Annotated in this window: 15 protein-coding genes and 1 pseudogene; 9 read left to right on the top strand and 7 right to left on the bottom strand. The window is 70.9% G+C overall.

The window, feature by feature from the left end; translation table 11 throughout:
- The first annotated feature begins 305 nt into the window (after positions 1-305).
- Positions 306-1,013 carry an alpha/beta fold hydrolase gene (locus tag AB0P24_RS37630; RefSeq protein ID WP_365802079.1) on the top strand — a complete coding sequence of 236 codons (708 nt, stop codon included), beginning with the start codon at positions 306-308 and terminating at the stop codon, positions 1,011-1,013.
- Between the two features lie 156 nt (positions 1,014-1,169).
- On the opposite strand, the gene AB0P24_RS37625 is transcribed toward AB0P24_RS37630, so the two are convergent.
- The 6 genes from AB0P24_RS37625 to AB0P24_RS37600 form a co-directional block, all read right to left on the bottom strand.
- Positions 1,170-2,075 (bottom strand): class I SAM-dependent methyltransferase, encoded by a 906-nt coding sequence (locus tag AB0P24_RS37625; protein WP_365802077.1) that lies wholly within the window; start codon positions 2,073-2,075, stop codon positions 1,170-1,172.
- 80 nt (positions 2,076-2,155) lie between these two features.
- Positions 2,156-3,262 (bottom strand): NAD(P)-dependent alcohol dehydrogenase, encoded by a 1,107-nt coding sequence (locus AB0P24_RS37620; RefSeq protein ID WP_365802075.1) that lies wholly within the window; start codon positions 3,260-3,262, stop codon positions 2,156-2,158.
- Positions 3,259-4,668, bottom strand: a complete 1,410-nt coding sequence (locus AB0P24_RS37615; protein WP_365802073.1) for an aldehyde dehydrogenase family protein — start codon at positions 4,666-4,668, stop codon at positions 3,259-3,261. Before AB0P24_RS37615 ends, AB0P24_RS37620 begins: the two co-directional genes overlap by 4 nt.
- Before the next feature lie 8 nt (positions 4,669-4,676).
- Entirely contained in the window at positions 4,677-5,432 is a 756-nt protein-coding gene (locus AB0P24_RS37610; protein ID WP_365802071.1) for a (5-formylfuran-3-yl)methyl phosphate synthase, read from the bottom strand.
- Positions 5,433-5,937: 505 nt separating this feature from the next.
- Entirely contained in the window at positions 5,938-7,869 is a 1,932-nt protein-coding gene (gene htpG, locus AB0P24_RS37605; RefSeq protein WP_365802069.1) for a molecular chaperone HtpG, read from the bottom strand.
- Positions 7,870-7,883: 14 nt separating this feature from the next.
- Positions 7,884-8,462 carry a hypothetical protein gene (locus AB0P24_RS37600; RefSeq protein WP_365802067.1) on the bottom strand — a complete coding sequence of 193 codons (579 nt, stop codon included), beginning with the start codon at positions 8,460-8,462 and terminating at the stop codon, positions 7,884-7,886.
- A gap of 315 nt (positions 8,463-8,777) precedes the next feature.
- On the opposite strand from AB0P24_RS37600, the gene AB0P24_RS37595 reads away from it, so the two are divergent.
- The 6 genes and pseudogenes from AB0P24_RS37595 to AB0P24_RS37570 form a co-directional block, all read left to right on the top strand.
- Entirely contained in the window at positions 8,778-8,948 is a 171-nt protein-coding gene (locus tag AB0P24_RS37595) for a hypothetical protein (RefSeq protein WP_365802065.1), read from the top strand.
- Between the two features lie 341 nt (positions 8,949-9,289).
- Positions 9,290-10,696 carry an FAD-dependent oxidoreductase gene (locus AB0P24_RS37590; protein ID WP_365802063.1) on the top strand — a complete coding sequence of 469 codons (1,407 nt, stop codon included), beginning with the start codon at positions 9,290-9,292 and terminating at the stop codon, positions 10,694-10,696.
- Between the two features lie 34 nt (positions 10,697-10,730).
- Positions 10,731-11,216, top strand: coding sequence for an SRPBCC family protein (locus tag AB0P24_RS37585; RefSeq protein WP_365802061.1), 486 nt, complete (start codon positions 10,731-10,733; stop codon positions 11,214-11,216).
- Position 11,217: 1 nt separating this feature from the next.
- Entirely contained in the window at positions 11,218-11,916 is a 699-nt protein-coding gene (locus AB0P24_RS37580; RefSeq protein ID WP_365802059.1) for a class II aldolase/adducin family protein, read from the top strand.
- The gene (locus AB0P24_RS37575; RefSeq protein ID WP_365802057.1) at positions 11,916-12,857 is read left to right on the top strand and encodes a PfkB family carbohydrate kinase; all 942 of its coding nucleotides are present in this window, start codon (positions 11,916-11,918) and stop codon (positions 12,855-12,857) included. Before AB0P24_RS37580 ends, AB0P24_RS37575 begins: the two co-directional genes overlap by 1 nt.
- A gap of 191 nt (positions 12,858-13,048) precedes the next feature.
- Positions 13,049-13,189 (top strand): annotated as a pseudogene (locus tag AB0P24_RS37570) (aldehyde dehydrogenase family protein); the annotation flags it as partial.
- A gap of 15 nt (positions 13,190-13,204) precedes the next feature.
- Here AB0P24_RS37570 and AB0P24_RS37565 read toward each other — a convergent pair.
- Positions 13,205-14,410: an MFS transporter gene (locus AB0P24_RS37565; RefSeq protein ID WP_365802055.1), complete on the bottom strand. Its 1,206-nt coding sequence runs from the start codon at positions 14,408-14,410 to the stop codon at positions 13,205-13,207.
- Between the two features lie 208 nt (positions 14,411-14,618).
- Between AB0P24_RS37565 and AB0P24_RS37560 the strand changes: the two genes are divergently transcribed.
- The gene (locus AB0P24_RS37560; RefSeq protein WP_365802053.1) at positions 14,619-15,728 is read left to right on the top strand and encodes an AraC family transcriptional regulator; all 1,110 of its coding nucleotides are present in this window, start codon (positions 14,619-14,621) and stop codon (positions 15,726-15,728) included.
- 669 nt (positions 15,729-16,397) lie between these two features.
- Complete coding sequence (locus AB0P24_RS37555) at positions 16,398-17,123, top strand: alpha/beta hydrolase (protein WP_365802051.1); 726 nt, start codon at positions 16,398-16,400, stop codon at positions 17,121-17,123.
- The last annotated feature ends 284 nt before the right edge of the window (positions 17,124-17,407 follow it).

Raw genomic sequence — 17,407 nt, 5'->3', positions numbered from 1 at the left:
CGGTTTGTTGCCGGGTCCTGCCCGGCCCCCCCCCCGCCGCCTTGGGCGCCGGATGGGGGGTGGGGGGGGCCCCCCCCCCCCCCCCCCATCACCCCTCTGGTTGTCAGCGTCGCAGCTTGCGTTTCTTCGGTCAGAGAGCGGTCGGTGGCCCCGTCGCGGCCTTCCGGCCCGCTGACGACGTGGTCGGCTATCGGAGATCGGGCCGAGGGCCGCACGGCTGAGGATCCGAGGTGCTGACCAGGGGCCGGGTCGGCCCCTGGTGAACGCCGATCCTCCGACAGGACCTTTCCGCATATCCTCCGGACATGGGTGATCACCGCTCGGTCGACGTGGGAGGGGTCCGGGTGGCCTATCAGGTGTCGGGGCCGCCGGATGCTTCGCCGCTCGTCCTGTTGCACGCGCTGGGCGAGGATGCCACCGACTGGGAGGCAGTGGCGCCCGTGCTGGCCCGTAGCCGACGGGTGTATGCCCTTGATCTGCGCGGTCACGGCCGAAGCGACTGGCCAGGGGACTACTCGCTCGAACTCATGCAGGCCGATGTGCTCCGGTTCTTGCGCGCGCTGGGACTTGGCCGAGTGGATCTGATCGGGCACTCCATGGGCGGGATCGTGGCCTACCTGCTCGCACAGGACCATCCGCAGCGGGTGAGCCGGCTCGTCCTGGAGGACGTTTCGGTCGCGCGGCCCCGGGAGCCGGCCATCCCGGCCAGGCCGGACGGCGACCTGACCTTCGACTGGGAGATGGTGCTGGCCATCAGGCGGCAGATCGATACGCCTGACCCCAGGTGGCTGGAGCGGCTCAGCCAGATCACTGCCGAGACCCTCGTACTGGCCGGCGGCCCACGCAGCCATGTGCCCCAGGATGGCATCGCCGAGCTTGCCCGCCGCGTACCCGGCGGGCAAGTGGTCACCATCCCGGTCGGACACCTGATCCACCGTGCGGCGCCGGAGGCGTTCACGGAGGTGGTTTCGGCGTTTCTGCTGGCGGAGGAGGACTCCCGTCCGGCCCGCTAGCCACGAGCGTGCGGCCACAGCCAGGAAAAGGTCGACCGTGTCCAGGAACGGCCCGTCCTGCGGCCCCTTCGGGTAGTCCGGGAGCAGGACGCCGTCGTGCCCGTGGGCTGCTGGATGCCCGGCCCTGTGCGGATGAAGACGTACGCGCTGCGGATGTCATAGCCGGGGCTTGTGCGCGAACACCCACCGGTTTCCCTCGAGCGCGTCGTTGGGCTCGGGCAGGGGGCCGCGGCCGTGCTGGTGGGTGAAGTCGAAGGGGGTGTGTACCGAGGTGGACCAGCCCTTGGTCGCCAGGTTGCCCGCGGAGTCGGGTCGTGGCCCCTTGTCGAAGAGGCGGAGCAGGTCGATGCCGATTTGTTCTCGCGTCGCCGTGTAGATCGCGCTGTCGCGGTACTCCAGCAGGTCCTTCTCCAGCTTGGCCTCGAAGGCCAGTGCGCTGCCTTCGGTGGTCAGCCGGTGCACCGTGTCGATGAGGTGTGTCTCGGTGGGGCCGGGCAGGTAGAAGAGCAGTCCCTCGGCCAGCCAGACGCTCGGTGCGGCCGGGGCGAAGCCGGCGGTGGTCAGCGCGGTGACCCAGTCGGCGCGCAGGTCGACCGGTACGGGAACGCGTTTCACCTTCGGGGTGGCCGACAGTTCCCTGAGCACCTGGTGCTTGAATGCCAGCACGGCCGCCCTGTCGATCTCGAAGACCACGCGGTCGGGCGGCCAGTCCAGCCGGAAGGCGCGGGTATCCAGCCCCGCGCCCAGCAGGACCACTTGACGGGCACCCGTACGGACCGACCGGAGGAGGAAGTCGTCGAGGACCCTGGTCCGCAGGCCGAAGTAGCGGGCGAACCGTCCCCACAGCGGGTTGCCGTCCCCGTCCGGGACCTGCTGGATGCGCACCGGCCAGTCGGCGCACGCCGGGGCGGCGCGCACGAAGTGTTCCGCGTAGACGTCGTGGGCCAGGCTGTCGTGGCGGTGGGTCTCGATCGCCCGCGCGGCGGCGACCAGGAGGGCAGTCACACCCACGCCTGCGTCCACGCCCTCCCCGTCCGTGTGCTGCGGCGCCGTGCTGACCATGTTTCCTCCGTTGGCGGGAGTGGGGACTGCGAGGTGCCTGCTTGCCGGATGCGGTGAGTGCGCGATGCTGCATGCCTGGCTCATCGGCTTCTTCCCTCCGGGAGCAGGACGGGTTTGACCACGCGGCCCGCGTCGCAGTCGCGTTCGGCCTCATTGATGTCGGCCAGCGGGTAGGTGCGGATCAGCTGGTCGAAGGGGAAGTGCCCGGTCTGCCACAGTCCGGTGAGCCGGGGTATCAGCAGCCCGGGTACGGCGTCCCCTTCGCAGATGTGGCGGATGCTGCGGCCTCGGTCCAGCGTGCCCGCCTCGAGCGGCAGCACGGTGTGGAGCCGTGCCACCAGGCCGAGGCTGCCGGTGGGGCGCAGTGCCCGCAGCGCGTCGTTGATGAGCGGGGACGAGGCCGTGGTGTCCAGCGCGTACTGCGCGCCGCCGTCGGTCAGCCGCCGGATCTGCTCGGGCAGTCCGGCCGTTTCGGCGGGGAGCGGGATCGCGCCGAACCGTTCGGCCAGGGCCAGCCGTCGGGGATGCCGGTCGACGGCCACGGTCAGCGCGCCGGCAGCGGTGGCCGCCATCACCGCGGCCAGGCCCACCGCTCCCGCGCCGAAGACCGCCAGGGTGTCGCCGGGGCCGACGGCGAAGGCGTTCAGGACGGCTCCGGCGCCGGTGAGGAAGCCGCAGCCGAGCGGCCCGAGCAGTTCGAGGGGCAGTGCGGGGTCGACCCGGACGGCGTTGCGGGCCGGGACGAGCGCGTACTCGGCGAACGAGGACTGGCCGAACCACCGGGGGGCCAGTGCTCCCCCGGTCGCGTCGGTGAGGAGCGGCGCGTGCTCCTTGCGGCCTCCGAAGAGGTTGAGGGAGGCGAAGGAGTCGCAGTAGGCAGGGGCCGCGCCGCGGCAGTTCCGGCAGTGTCCGCAGGAGTCGAAGCTCAGCACGACGTGGTCACCGACGGCGATCCCGGTGTCCGGGCCGTCGCCCGTTTGCACCACGACCCCGGCCCCCTCGTGGCCGAGCACCGCCGGCAGCGGGCTGCGGCCGGCCGATCGCCGGACCGCGAGATCGGTCCGGCACATCCCGCAGCCCACGACTTCGACCAGGATCTCGCCGGCGGCGGGTTCCGTGCGCAGGGTCACCTCCTCGACCGCGAACGGGCCCTCGTGCGAGCGCAGTACGGCCGCCTGGAACCTCATCGTCCTTCCTCCTGCGGGCGGTGGACGACGAACGGCCGGAGGTTGCCGTACAGCCCCCACGGTCCGCCCGCGACGCCGACACCGCTGTTCTTGACGCCTGCGAAGGGCTGGGCGAGGGACAGTTCGGCATGGTGGTTGATCCAGGCCGTGCCGCATTCGAGCCGGTCGGCCACCGCCTCGGCCCGGTCGAGATCAGTGCCCCAGACGGAGCCGCCCAGTCCGAAGCCCGTGCCGTTGGCCGCGTCGACGGCTTCGCCGAGGCTCCGGTACGGCAGCACCGGCAGGACCGGTCCGAACTGTTCCTCGGTCACCACCGGGCTGCTGGGCGGGACATCGGTGAGGATCGTGGGCGCGAAGAAGTAGCCCGGCCTGTCCAGCCGGTGGCCGCCGGCCGCCGCCCTGGCGCCGTCCGCCAGGGCCTGTTTCGCGATCTGCTCGACCCGGGCCAGCTGGGGGGCGTTGTTGACCGGGCCCAGCCGGGTCTCCGGGTCGAGGCCGGCCCCGACGGCGACGGTCTTCGCGCGCTGGGCGAGGGCTTCGACGACCTCGGCGTGGAGCCGGGCCGGGGCGTAGACGCGTTTGACCGCCATGCAGACCTGCCCGCAGTTGCGGAACGCGGCCCAGAACAGCCGGTCCGCGATCCGGTCCACCTCGACGTCGTCCAGCAGGACGGCGGCGTCGTTGCCGCCCAGTTCCAGGGTGACCCGGGCGAGCGAGGCCGCCGCCGCTTCGGCGACGGCCCGCCCGGTGGGCACCGAGCCGGTGAAGGTGACGTGGCGGATGCCCGGGTGGGAGGCGAGGCGGGCGCCGAGGGGTTCGCGGCCCGTGACGACGGTCAGTACGTCCTCGGGCAGGGCGGTGGCCAGGACGGAGCCGAGCAGCCGGGTGGCGAGGGGGGTGAACGGGGACGGTTTGAGGATCACTGTGTTGCCCGCCGCGAGCGCGGGTGCGAACTTCGCCGCCGCGAGCTGGAGGGGAAAGTTCCACGGCACGATCGCGGCGACGGGTCCGAGGGGCCGCCAGCGGATCTCGCTGTGCACGGGCCGGCCGTCGGTGATCCGCCGGGTTGCGGGTGCCAGGTCTGCGAAGTAGCGCAGGCGGGCCGTCGTACGGGCGATCTCCGCGTATGACTCGGCCAGGGGCTTGCCCTGTTCCCGGGTGAGCAACCGGGCGAGGTCCTCGCCGGCCGTCTCCACGGCGTCGGCCGCCACGCGCAACGCGCTGGTGCGGGCGGCGGGGTCGGCGCGCCAGCCGTGCCAGGCTCGGTGGGCCCGGTCGACGACGGCGTCCAACTCGTTCGGCTGCTGGTCGGGGGCCTCGTCGAAGGTCTCCCCGGTGGCAGGGTCGACGACGGCGAAGTGCGCGGCCCGGCGTCCGGGGACGCGGTCGGGCTCAGAGGCCGGCATGCCGGTGGTCAGTTCACGGCGGGGACGCCGGCGGCGTGCTGCTCGGCCAGCCGGTCCATCTCCGCCCGGAAGGCGGCCACCAGATGCGGCTGAATCCTTCCGGCATTGCGGTCGCCGCCCTCGCAGACCGCTCCGCGCACGCCCACGATGTCCGTGCCGATGCGGGTCAGCTGACCGAGGTCGGTCTGTTTGACACTGCCGGCGAGGGCGGCGAGCAGACCGGAGGCGTGGGTCAGCCGGACGAACTCGGCACAGACGTCCGGGGGAACATGGTCGAACAGCCGGGTCCCGTCCTTGACGGCGGTGTCGAGCATGGCCGCGTCGGCGCCGGAGCGGGCGGCGATGCCGGGTACGGCGAGCGGGTTGACGCAGCCGATCCGGTGGGCGTCGGCGTAGCCCGAGGCGACGACGAGCGCTTCGGGCCGGTGGTCCTTCACCGCCCGGACGACCGCGCGCATGACCTCGATGCCCTGGTCGGGCGTCGTGCAGCCATAGAGGCCGACCTTGATGTACGTGGCGCCGGAGACGACCGCGCCGAGCGCGGCCTGAGCCACCGTGCCGGGCTTGTACGGGACGTCTCCCACGGTGGCGGACACCGGTTTGTCGGCCGGGACCACGTCGCGGATCTCTTTGATGACCCAGGGGAAGTTGGCGCCGAGCGAGCCCTCGTCGGGCTTCTTGACGTCGATGATGTCCAGGTGCTCCGCCGCCTTCGCACAGTCGAGGGCCTCCTCCACGCTGTCCGGGGAGATGAGAAGCAACACGATGAGCTCCTTCCGCCGCAAGTCCGCCTGGCCGAGGGACAGGGGTGCGGACCACCTGGTCCATATGCGGTATGTCTCATCATTTCCGCCGCCCGCGGGCACCGGTAGAGCGTGCGGATTTTCCCACGGGGCGCTCGTGCCACGCGAAGTGCGCCGCACGCACCGGCGCGAACCGGCTCTTTTGCTGCACGCCGTCCGCCCAGACCGTCACCCGCGACTGCCGATGCCGTCGATGAGCAGGCCGGACGCTCCCGTTCGGGTGGGAGGCGGCAGGAAAACGGCCCGGCAGGCCGCCCGGCCGGACACTGAGTTCGCGCGGCTGCGACGGCCGTAGGACTCGCGTTCGCGGCTCCGAGGAACTCCCTGCTGCCGCGTCTGAGACGGGGGTGGCTTCACCCTCGCCGTCGCGTCGTACGACAGGCGTACAGCTGTGACGTGGTGGGGGTGTGCCGGCCCGTCGCTCTCCCTCGTCGCGGCGGGCCGGCCTCCTGCTCGGCCGCAGCGGCTACAGGGCCTTTGTGAGGCGCTCGGTGAGGAGCCGGGTGAAGCGGGCGGGGTCGGGCAGGTCTCCGCCTTCCGCGAGCAGCGCGCCGCCGTAGACGAGTTCGGCGATCTCCGCGAGGGCCGGATCGTCCACGTTCGCCTCGTGGGCCTGGCGCAGGGCGGTGATGAGGGGATGGGTGGGGTTGAGTTCGAGGATCCGCTTCACGTTGGGCAGATCCTGGCCCATGGCCCGGTACATCTTCTCCAGGGTGGGGGTCAGGTCGTGGGCGTCTCCGACGAGGCACGCGGCGGAGGTGGTGAGCCGGGTGGAGAGGCGGACCTGCTTGACCTGCTCGTCGAGGGTGGTCTGCAGCCACGCGAGGAGGGGGGCGTAGTCCTGTTCGCGCTGGACTTTCTCCGCCTTCGCCTCGTCGCTGCCGTCAGTGTCGCTGTCGAGGTCGACCTGGCCCTTGGCGATGGACTGGAAGCGGTGGCCGTCGAACGCGGGGACCTGGTCGGTCCAGACCTCGTCGACGGGGTCGGTGAGGATGAGGACCTCGTAGCCCTTGGCGGTGAAGGCCTCCATGTGCGGGGAGTTCTCCACCATGGCGCGGTTCTCGCCGGTCAGGTAGTAGATGGTGTCCTGGCCGTCCTTCATCCGCGTGACGTACTCGCGCAGCGTGGTCGTCTTCTCCGGATCGTTGGTCGAGGCGGTGGAGACCAGCTCCAGGATCGCGTCGGTGTTGTCACGGTCCTCGAGCAGGCCTTCCTTGATCACGCGCCCGAACTGCTCCCACAGCTTCGTGTAGGCGTCCGTCCTGGTGGCCCGCATGTCCTTGATCGCGGCGAGGACCTTCTTGACGAGGCGTCGGCGCACGGCGGTGATCTGGCGGTCGTGCTGAAGGATCTCGCGGGAGACGTTGAGGGACAGGTCGTGGGCGTCGACGACACCCTTGACGAAGCGCAGGTAGTTCGGCATCAGCGCGTCACAGTCGTCCATGATGAACACGCGCTTGACGTACAGCTGCACACCGCGCTTGGTGTCGCGGGAGAACAGGTCGAACGGGGCGTGGGCGGGGAGGAACAGCAGCGCCTCGTACTCGAAGGTGCCCTCGGCGCGCATGTGGATGGTCTCGGCCGGGGGCTGCCAGTCGTGGGTGATCTGCTGGTAGAACTCGCTGTACTCGGCCTCGGTCACCTCGCTGCGCGGACGGGCCCACAGCGCCTTCATGGAGTTCAGTGTCTCCAGCTCGCCCGCGGTCTCCCCCTCGGCGCCGGTGTCCGCGTCGGCGGTGTCGGTGGGTTCGGCGGCCATGCGGATGGGCCAGCGGATGAAGTCCGAGTACTGCTTGACGATCTGGCGGATCTTCCACTGGGCCAGGTAGTCGCCGAGACCGTCCTCGCTGTCCTCGGCCTTGAGGTGCAGCGTGACCGAGGTGCCCACCGGCAGACCGCCGACCTCCTGGACGGTGTAGGTGCCCTCGCCGTCGGACTCCCACAGCGTGCCCTGCCCGGTGCCGGCGCGACGGGTGCACAGGGTGACCTTGTCGGCGACCATGAACGCCGAGTAGAAGCCGACGCCGAACTGCCCGATCAGGTGCTGCGCCGCGTCGGCGTCCTTGGCTTCCTTGATCTTGGCGAGCAGGCTCGCGGTGCCGGACTTGGCGATGGTGCCGATCAGGTCGACGACGTCGTCGCGGGTCATGCCGATGCCGTTGTCCCGCACGGTCAGAGTACGGGCGTCCTTGTCGACTTCCAGGGTGATGTGCAGGTCGGAGGAATCAAGGTCGGTGTGGGTGAGAGATTCCAGGCGGAGCTTGTCGAGGGCGTCGGAGGCGTTGGAGATCAGCTCGCGCAGGAAGATGTCCTTGTTCGAGTAGATCGAGTGGATCACCAACTGCAGCAGCTGGCGGGTCTCCGCCTGAAACTCCAGCGTCTCGGTGGGGCTGGCCACGGAACGTATCTCCTTCAGGTGGTGGAAAGGGTGCGGTCGGGTCGGGTCGGGTCGCCGGGACCGGGCCGTACAGGAGGGCGGCCTCGAGGCATCCAGCTCGACGTCCCCGGGTGGATGCCCGGTTCCTCAGCCACTTCCGGAATCGGCTTCCCGGTCTCTGTCACGATCCGTACCGCGCATGGGCATGCCAGCAGGGTAGCCCGGCACGCAGCAAGGTGGCGGTCAAGCGGGCCGCACCCGAAGCGCGCACCGCCGTGGGCGAAGCCCTGACCGAACTCCCCTTGTTCACCCACGACGTTCGCGTCCTGGCGCCCGCCGACCTGATGCGCCCACGATTCTACCGGCGGTAGATTCGGTGCCTGAGCAAGCCGACCAGTATCAAGACCAGCGAGGAAGTACGTGACCGGCTTCGCGTTCTCGCCGAGGAGCGCGGCACCACCATCACGGAGCTGCTGGAAGAAATCGCCGCCCTGGAACTCACGGCGGCCGAGCGGGAGCAGCGGGGTGTCGAGGCTGCCCGTGCGCTTGGCATCGGGTACACCGGCCAAATCCAGCGGGCCGACCAGGGCGCCTGGGCGAAGATCCGCGCCCATCACGGCGACGCGGCTGCATGAACCTGACGGCAGTCCTCGATCACACCGCGCTGGCCGCCCTGTTCCGTGCGGCCCCCCTTCTTCACCGGCCTGCACATCGAGGCCTCCCCGCGGCACCGGCCGGGTGATCATCCCCTCTTGACCTTGTCTGACGGCCGTCCCACCTGGGTAGTCGTGCGTTGCCCCGGTCCCCACCGTGGTACGTCCGGGGGCAGGTCGTCGCGGGTGGACAGGGTGTACCGGGTGCCGTCCGAGCCCTAAACCGAGATGAGGCCCGGCCACCAGGGCGGTACCGGGAGCAGCTGCATCGGAGGCATGTCGCGGACCGGGGCCGCGCACTGCCGCAACGGCTCCTGCCCGTGCGGCGGAAGAGTCCTGGGCCGCTTCCCGAAGCCGGGCGAGTACCCGGAGATGGTGGTCGAGTTCGTCCGCCGCGCGCACACGGGTGGCCAGGTCTGGCTGGCGGGCGAGGTAGAGCCGAGCTGAACCTGATCCCTTTTCCTCCTTTCTTGCCTGGTCTGCGCCTCGCCCACGGCTGAGGCAGGGGTCTTCCGGAGGGACACCCGTCTGGCCGCTGAGGCCCCGCCTCTGACCGTTCCGACCGGTTCCCTGCGACCGGCAGGTGCATAGGTTCTCTTCGGGCCCTGCGACACGGGGCCACATCGGCCGGAAGGGGTGCGGCTTCATCTGCCGGTCCGACCGATCGATTCGAGCTCTTGTGCGGTGAATCCCCCGGCACGCAACGCCGGGCGCTGCCTGCCGTCGCGGCGCTGTCACGCGGCACGGCGGAACTCAGCAGGGGCGCTGGAACACATCTTGGAGTGACCATGACCGTTTCGCAGGAAAGTGCGCCCACGAGCGGCCACCGGAGGAACGAAGCCGACGTCGTGGTGATCGGCGCGGGCCTGGCAGGACTCACCGCGGCACGCGAGCTCGTTGCGGCGGGGCTGTCCGTGACGGTCCTGGAGGCCCGCGACCGGGTCGGCGGCCGGCTCCTCAACCACGATCTGGGCGATGGACAGGTGACCGAGATCGGCGGACAGTTCGTCGGCCCCACCCAGGACCACATCCTGGCGCTGGCCGAACAGGTCGGCGTGGCCACGTACCAGGCGACGGTCCCCGGCGAGAGCGTCTACGTGCACGCGGGCAGGGCCAAGCGGTTCTCCGGGCAGACGCTCCCGGACCTGCTGGCGCTGCCGGACATGGGCATCGCCCTGGCGCGCATCGGCCAGGCGGTGCGGAAGCTGTCCCCGCTGGCTCCACGGCAGGCGCCGAAGGCTCGTGAGCTGGACGGCATGACCTACGAGACCTGGCTGCGCAAGGCCGAGGTCACCGGGGCCGCCGTCGATCTGGTCAACATCTTCCTCAACTCCGCGTACGGCGGCGAGGCGCGTGACGCGTCCGCGCTGTTCAGCCTCTGGTACGTCTCGACGTTCGGTGACGAGACGCATCCGGGCACGATGGAACGCGGCACGGGCACCGAGGGCGGTGCCCAGGACAGCCGGTTCGTCGGCGGCTCCCAACTGGTCGCACAGCGGCTGGCCCTCGAACTCGACGGACGGGTCCGGCTCGCGGCGCCGGTGCGCCGTATCAGCCAGGACTCCACCGGCGTCACCGTCGTCTCGGACGCCGGGGACTGGCGGGCCGGCCGGGTGATCGTGGCCGTTCCGCCGCTGCTGGCCTCCCGGATCGTCTGGGACCCGCTGCTGCCGCCGCAGCAGGACCAGCTCTACCAGCGGCTCCCCTTCGGCACCCTCATGAAGTGCGTGGCCGTCTACGACAAGCCGTTCTGGCGGGCGGACGGCCTCTCCGGCATGGGCCTGCTGCGCGACGGCTCCCCCATCCGTGAGATGTTCGACAACACCCCGCCCGACGGCGGGCCGGGTGTTCTCATGGGCTTCCTCGGCGGTAAGGAATGGCGCAAGTGGGCGCACCGCCCGGCCGGCGAGCGGCGCGGCGCGGTGCTGCGTTGTTTCGCCCGGGTCGTCGGGGAGCGGGCGTTCGACACGGTCGACTACGTCGAGCAGGACTGGACCGCCGAGCAGTGGACCCAGGGCGGTCCCACCTCCGTCGCCGCGCCCGGCGTGCTCACCGGCTACGGCGAGTGGATGGGGCGGCGTTTCGGCCGCGTGCACTGGGCGGGCGCTGAGTTCTCCCCGTACTGGACCGGCTTCATGGACGGCGCCGTCCGCTCCGGCAAGCAGGCCGCCGCCGAGTTGCTCGACCACAGCTGAGCACCACAGACGCAAGCAGAGAGAGAACCCTGTCGTGAACAAGTACGTCGTCACCGAGAAGGCCGTCGTCGATGCTCCCGTCGAGCGAGTCTGGGAGGTCGTCTCCCGCACCGATCGGTACGCCGAGTGGGTCGCCGGTGCCATCGAGGTCACCGACCACCACGGAATCGCCACGGTGGGCCGGACGTATGCCGAGCACAACCGTACCCTCGGCCCGCTGCGGACCCGCTCGGTGTGGACCGTGCGGGAGATCGAGCCCATGCGGCGCCGTGTCGACACCGGCACCGGTTTCGCGCCGCTGAGGGACGTGACCAACGTCTTCGAGTTCCAGTCCGTGAAGGGCCCGCAGGGCGAGGACGCCACGGAGATGACCTACCAGGTGGAATACACCATGGGCCTCGGCCCCCTCGGGCTCCTCCTGGACTGCATCCAGCAGCCCGCGATGCGCGCCGGTATGCGCACGTCCATGGCCAACCTCGACACACTGCTGCGTTCCGAGAACTCGACGGCGGCACGCTGACATGCCGGAGTCCCCTCAGCTCTTCGCAGGACAGCGGCGTTCCGTGGCGGCTGCCTGCCATCGCCTCGCCGAAGCCGGGCTGCTGATCGGCACGGCGGGCAACGTGAGCATGCGAACCGGCGACCGGATCGCGGTCACCGCAACCGGCGTCGTCCTCGGCCAGGTCACTCCCGAGCAGGTCACCGTGGTCGGCCCGGACGGCCGCGTGGTCGCCGGGCACCTTCGGCCCACGTCCGAAGTGGAGCTGCATCTCGGGGTCTACCGGCGGTACGACGCCGGCGCCGTGGTGCACACCCACTCGCCGCAGGCGACCGCGCTGTCCCTGGTGCTCGACGAGCTTCCGTGCGTCCACTACCAGCAGCTCGTGCTCGGCGGCACCACACGGGTCGCACCGTTCGCCCCATTCGGCAGCCCGGAACTCGCCGAACATGTCCTGTCAGCGCTCGACGGCCGATCGGCGGCGCTGATGGCCAACCACGGCGCGCTCGTGTACGGGCCGACGCTCGAAAAGGCCGTCGACAACGCGCTGTTGCTGGAGTGGGCGTGCGGCCTCTACCTGCGCGCCGCCTGCCTCGGCGTACCGCGGGTCCTGGACGAGAACCAGCAGGCCGCCGTCATCCGCGCCGCGATGCGACGTGGCTACGGCACCCCCCGTCCCATCGATGACACCACCCGCTCCACCGAGGAGAAGAGCCGCTGATGCGACAGACAGTCATAGCTCTCGGGGCCCACGTGTTCGACGTGCAGGTCCGGCCGGTCGAGGCCATCCCGGAGGGGCAGGGCGCGGCTCTGGTGGACCAGATCCGGTTCAGCCCGGCGGGTGCGGCCGCCGGTACCGCGCTGACGCTGGCCAAGCTGGGCGCGGTCGTGCGGACCGCCGGGGCGGTGGGCACCGACCCGATCGGTGACCTGCTGCTGAGCATGCTGGCCGCGCATGGCGTGGACACCTCGCTCGTCCTGCGCCGCGACGACACCCAGACCTCGGCCTCGGTGCTGCCCATCCGCCCCGACGGCAGCCGTCCCGCCTTCCACGTCCTGGGCGCGAACATCGCCTACGGCCCGGACGACGCGCCGCACACCGAGATCGCCGGGGCCGGTCATCTGCACATGGGGGCGCCGGAGTTGATGGGTGGGGAGGCTGCCGCGAAGATCCTCGCTCCCGCACGGGCCGCGGGTGTGGTCACCTCCGCCGACCTGCTCGCCTCCGGCGACAGCAACCTGTTCGACTGGGTCGCGCCCGCGCTCCCGTACCTGGACCACCTGCTGCCCAACGAGGAACAGGTGCTCGGCCTCACCGGCGCAGCCACGCTGGAGGACGGCGCGCGCAGGTTCCTCGCGGCAGGGGTCGGTTGTGTCGCCGCGACCCGGGGTGCCCGTGGGGCGCTGGTGGTCACTGCGGACGAGGTGATCGAGGTTCCGGCCTTCGTGGTCGACGTGGTGGACACCACCGGCTGCGGCGACGCCTTCTCGGCCGGCTTCCTGCGTGGTCTGGGGCTGGGCCGCACGCTGCGGGAGTGCGCGGTGCTCGGCTGTGCGGCGGCGGCGCTGGTGGCCCAGGGGCTCGGCAGCGACCACGGGGAGTTCGACCTCGCCGCCGCGGACGCCTTCGCCGCCACGGCACCGGCGCTGGAGTCGCGTTGACGGCTCGGTGGCGGCCGGCCCTCGGGCGACCTTCGCCGGCCTGATCGGATGCCTTCCTCCGACCGGCCCGAGGTCGCCGCTTTCCCTCCATGGCGCACAGCGGTCGCACGCCGGGTCTCGTGGGGAGGCCGGCCCGTGTCGCAGCGCCCGTCGGACCAGAGCGAACGGACGCTCAACGAAAGGTGCGCTCGATGCCGCATCTCACCGAGATCTCCGCGACCGCTGTGGCGGCCACCGTCCACCGCCTGCGCGCCACCTTCGCGACCGGACGGACGAAACCCATGGCCTGGCGTCGCGCCCAGCTTCGGGCCCTGCGAGGTCTGCTGACCGAGAGCAAGCAGGGCTAGCTACGCGCGGTCTGCGGCCGGAACCGGCTTGTCGAAGAATCGTGCGGTCGCCACAAGCGTCAGGACCAGTCCGGCAGGTATCGCGTAGGCGAGTCTGAAGTGGCCGGTGGATCCGAGAGTCCCACTGGCCGCTCCGCCGGCGAGCACGCCTGTGTAGTTGAAGACGTTCAGACGTGCCAGGACCGTTTCCGTCGCCCCCGGTCGCAGGCGTCCGGCGGAGGCCAGGCAGAGGGGAACGAGCGCGGAGACTCCGAGCCCGGTGCACGCAGCCGCCAGGATCGCGTACGGCCAGGCCGGAGCGGCTGCCAGGCCGGCCAGCGCGGCGGCGGTGAGCAGCGCGGCGGCACGGATCACGGCCGCCGGTCCGATCCTGCGCACCAGCAGGTCGGCGGCCGCCCGCCCGGTGACGGTACCCACCTGGTAGGCCGCATAGGCCAGGGGTGCGACGGACAGGGCGGTGTCGAGGGTCTGGTGGAGATACAGCGTCGACCAGGACGAGACCGTGGAGTCGATGACGTAGGCGACCAGGAGGACGAAACCAAAGGGAGCGAGTTGTGCCCACAGCCCACGATCGAGTCCGGTCGGGCCCGCGGCATGGTCGGGCACGGGGGTCGGGGAGTCGGCGGGGAGCATGTGCGAGCGGATGGTCAGGGCGAGGGTCAGGACGAGCGCGGCCTGGGCGGTCAGGGTGTACTCGACGCTCCAGCCAAGGTGCGCGGCACCCGCGGTGAGCAGAGCGGCCGCGACACCGGCGGTGCTCCAGGCCGCGTAGAAGGAGGCGAAGACGCTCCGGCCGTAGTGGCGTTCGACCGCCGCGGCCCGGGTGTTCGCCGACACGTCGATGCAGCCCAGCGCCATGCCGAACAGGCAGTAGGACACCGCGACCGCGGCTCGGCCGGGCGCCCAGCCGATCAGCAGCAGAGCCGCGGCGGTCGCCACGACGGCGGTCCGCATGGCGGCGACCAGGCCCAGACGCCGGATCACCCCCAGTCCGACGAAACTGCCGACACCCGCGCTCAGGGCGACGGCCACGACGAGCACGGTCATCAACTGCGGAGACAGGGCGAACAGTTCCTTCACGGCGGGCACCGTGGTGGAAACGGCGGCCATCGCCGCTCCCTGGGCGGCGAACACCGTCGCCGTGACCCGTCGGGCCGGCGCGACCGGGCTTCGTCGCGGAGCCGTCGTCTGAAGAGGTGCGGTCATGGCGATCCTTCGTTTCTGCCGCTCTCGCGCCAGAGGTCCGTGGGGGCACGGACGACAGGGCGGGCGGGTTTCCGCAACGCTAGAAAGCCGGGGAAACCACGTGCAGTGCGTCGGAGGCCGGATGAAAGGCCCTGGCGGCCAGGCCCGCGACAGGTTTGGCACTTCTGCCTACAGTGAGGCGAGAAACGCACTGGTGAGAGGGAACGCGATGCCCGATGCTTCCGCCCCGGCCCCGGCCCCTTCTCCGGGAACCAGCCGCAGCACCTCGGCCACCATCGCGCCGACCATCCTGCGCTACCTCGCTCGGGTCGCCCACGACTACGACGTCGATCTGCAGCCGCTGCTGACCAGGGTCGGGCTGGACGCGACTGTCATGGCATCCACAGCGCTGCGCGTCTCCTACCGACAGGGCAGTGACGTCATCCGCCAGGCGGTGGAGCAGACCGGGGACGAACATCTGGGGCTGCGGGTGGGCGCGGCGCAGCACCTGACCGCGTGGGGACTGCTCGGCTTCGCCATGATGGCCGCCGACACCCAGCAGGAGGCCATCGAGACGGGGGTGCGCTATCAGAACCTGTCCGGGGCCATGACCGTGTGGTCGGCCGGCTGGGAGGACGCCGGGTACGTGCTGCGCGCAGATCTGCCGGATCCCGCGCTGGATCCGACCGTTGCCGTCTTCCTGATCGAGGAGGGGTACTCCAGCGTCGTCACCCTCCTCCGTCTGAACGTCGGTGCCTCGTTCGCCCCGCAGGCAATCGACTTCGCTTTCCCCGCCCCGCGCGACAGACGCCCGTTCGAGGAGCTGTTCCGCTGCCCGGTGCGCTTCGACGCCGCCGGCAACCGCATGGTGATCCTCACCCGGTGGGCCCAGGCCGCCATGCCGGGACGGGACCCCATCACCTACGCCTCAACGCTCGACGTCCTGGACAGGGAGATGGCATCGCAGCGTAACCAGCAGGAACTCCTCGAGGTGCTGGAGATCTCCATCGCCCAGAGCCTTCCGGTCGTCCCCTCGTTCCTTGAGCAGGCGCGTCGGCGCGCGTCCAGCGAACGCACCCTGCGTCGCCGCCTGGCCGACTGCGGCACCACCTACGAGGCGATCGTCGACGGGGTACGCCGCGAGAGAGCGGAGCAGTTGCTGCGCCGACCGGAGCTCACCCTCCGTGATATCGCCCGGCAGGCCGGCTTCGCCGACGTGAGCGCACTACGGCGAGCGGTGCGCCGGTGGCACGGAGCGACCCCGCTTGAGTTGCGTACGGAGCTGCTTGGGCGGGAAGCGCCCTCGCCACCGGCCGCGCGTGTGACGCCACGGCCGTGACGAGAGTGCGGGCGGGGCGGTGAAGCGGCGCCCCGCCCGCATCGGATCCGCCTCGCCGGCAGAGCGCCGACGCGTACCGTCGGTGACCGGCGGGCACCACCGTCGACGAGGCCGTCTCCGACGCCGGCCTCGCGTGGAACAACGCCGAACGTGACTTCGCGATCGACGGTCGGATCGAGTTCGTGGACGCTGGCCGGGAAGTCACCGGTGTCGCCGTCCTGGCCCAGGTGAAGTCAGCCATCAGCTTCCGCCGTCCGGGCTTTCGCGGCACGGGATGTCATCACTCCAGGGCGAACGTCTCGTCGTCCGTCGTCCTTGGGCGCATCGCTTCTTGCCTGGTAAGGCCAGGAGGGGCACGCGTCCCCGCCCGCTGCTACGCAAGGCCTACGATGACGTCCCTCCCGGCGCCCCTCGGAGGCGCGGACGGACAACAGGTGATGCACCGACAGACAAGGCGCCTTCACCGGCCGCCCCTAATGTGCTGTTCAAGCCTGCGGCCCGTCGCCCGGCTCGAACACGGTCTGCGCCGGTGCCGCCCGGCGAAAAGCCTGGACCGGGGCAGCTGTCCGTGTCTCCTGGCGCCGCTCGCCCCGACACGACAGCGAGCCTGAGCCCGATCACCCGGCCGCGCATCGTCCGATCACCGAGACATCAAAAGGGAGTTGTGCCATGTCCCGTTCCGACAGCCCGACCGTCGTCCTGGTCCACGGCGCCTTCGCCGACGCGTCCAGCTTCGCCCGCATCATCCCCGAACTGACGGCCCGCGGCCTGGACGTGGTGGCCCCAGCGGTGCCCAACCGCAGCCTGCTCGGCGACGCCGACTACATCGCCACGATCATCCGTCAGACACCCGGACCAGTCGTCCTGGTCGGGCACTCCTACGGCGGGGCCGTCATCACCGTCGCTGGCGTGGAGGACAACGTCAGGGCGCTGGTCTACCTGGCCGGCTACGCCTTGGAGGTGGGCGAGAGCCTGAGCGAACTGCAGGGCCGCTTCCCGGACTCCGACCTCGCCACCGCGCTCGTGTACACCCCGTTCCCGATCGAGGGCTCGACGACTTCGGGCACCGACGTGTCGGTCCGGATCGACAAGTTCCCGTCCATCTTCGCCGCCGATGTCGACCCCCGCCTCGCCTCCGTCCTCGCCGTCTCCCAGCGTCCGCTGGCCGCACAGGCCTTCAGCGAGAAAGCGCCGAAGGCGGCCTGGAAGACCAAGCCCTCCTGGGGTCTCGTCGCCGCAGCCGACCACACCATCAACCCCGATGTGGAGCGTTTCGGCTACAAGCGCGCCGGCATGACCACCGTCGAGGTCGACTCCTCGCACCTGGTGATGCTCGCCCATCCCGAGTGCGTCATCAAGCTGATCGAGGAAGCCGTCCGGGCCACCGCCCTCTGACACGGCCTGCCCCTCGGCCCCTTGCCGTCGTGCTTCGACCACAGGCCGGCAGCCGTTCCTCCGCGACGCGGACGCCCGTGGCGCCAGCCGCCCGCGTGGCGGCTTCGGCCGGCGGCGCTCTCCGCTGCCCGGCCGGACGATCATCTGCGGACAGGGCCGGTTCGGACTGTCGCGGAACCTTGAGGCGCCCTGCTCACGCGGCGCCCCGTCCCCGTCCGTCCGGGGACGCATCCCCTTCCCCGCCCCTTAGAGATCATCTCGTTTGGTGGCTTGAAGTGAAGGTG

The sequence above is a fragment of the Streptomyces sp. NPDC086519 genome, assembly GCF_040686075.1.
Classification (GTDB): Bacteria; Actinomycetota; Actinomycetes; order Streptomycetales; family Streptomycetaceae; genus Streptomyces; species Streptomyces shenzhenensis.
The sequence above is the reverse complement of the archived record's forward strand: the minus strand, read 5'-3'. Positions and strand labels throughout refer to the sequence as shown.